This is a genomic window from Bartonella sp. AA81SXKL, from assembly GCF_042196945.1.
In the GTDB taxonomy this organism is placed as follows: domain Bacteria; phylum Pseudomonadota; class Alphaproteobacteria; order Rhizobiales; family Rhizobiaceae; genus Bartonella.
Genome location: NZ_JBHIRH010000118.1, coordinates 1 through 1,012, shown reverse-complemented (window position 1 = coordinate 1,012; position 1,012 = coordinate 1). Strand labels below are relative to the sequence as shown.

At 32.1% G+C, this 1,012-nt stretch carries 1 protein-coding gene; it reads right to left on the bottom strand.

What is annotated here, in order from left to right; all coding sequences use genetic code 11:
* Positions 1 to 110 precede the first annotated feature (110 nt).
* Positions 111 to 851 carry a type IV secretion system protein gene (locus ACFINZ_RS09950; RefSeq protein ID WP_375635165.1) on the bottom strand — a complete coding sequence of 247 codons (741 nt, stop codon included), beginning with the start codon at positions 849 to 851 and terminating at the stop codon, positions 111 to 113.
* Positions 852 to 1,012 lie beyond the last annotated feature (161 nt).

Sequence of the window (1,012 nt, the reverse complement as noted above, 5' to 3'; positions counted from 1 at the left end):
TGGCTTTGATAAAATCTCTGTGTCTCTTTGAATTATTGGGATAGTACTGAACCCTGTAAATTAGCTTTTGTGTTCATGAAAAAAGCAAATGTTGTAAAGAGCTTTATTCGCTAAATTCTTACACTGGGCATACTTCTGTGCTCACAGTTCACTATTTTTCCATACAATTTACGTTTTTGTATTTCGATAAGGAGCTCTTCATTATCGCGTAAATTTCTGACCATTTGTAATTTTGCATATTCATTTTGGAGCATGGATGACATGTTCCTGATGCGTGTTTGTAGCTCGAAAACTTCCGCTAGATTCGTTGTTCTATTTATCTCATCTAAGAAATCGATGATTTGCGTAAAGCGCTTCTCTACGTCTTTGAAAGTTTGCAAGCTTACAGCTTTTTCGACAATTCCACTATATTTAAGACGCTTATCAATTATTTGTCGCATCATCTTTGGCGGAAGGCTCCAAAAGTTTGCCCTTTTCTCTTCGGCATAAATAGAAAATGAAATGTCTTTGAGATTGGGATACTCAGTCACAAATAGGTTATGGTAGTTTTGGTTTAGTTTTGCGTAGATAGGCATATCGTGTAAGAAAAAATTCCCCTCCTCTTTTATTCTTAGTTCTGTTATTCTACTTCCTGTTATAGATTGATAGACTTTTTTCGCGTTATTGATCTGCTCTTCAGTTACTTTAATTTTTTCTGTTAACAACTGAATAATTTTCAGATATTCTGTTGAGGAGGAGATTTGGATAGTTGAAGTTTGAGCGTCAGAACCCCAACTAAAGTTAGACCTTAGAGTTAAATCTATCATTGCCAAAAGACTAATCATTCCTATTGTAATAAATCGTTTTTTCACCTTAACACTCCTCTTTTTGATGATTAAAAAAGCCCAACATTTTTTATCATTATTATAATTTTAATAATAAAGTAAAGCATATAATTTACGATAATTTATCTTTTCTTAATTTCATTTTTTAATTTATGAAAATAGCTCAATTTCAGTGCGAATATTTTTTA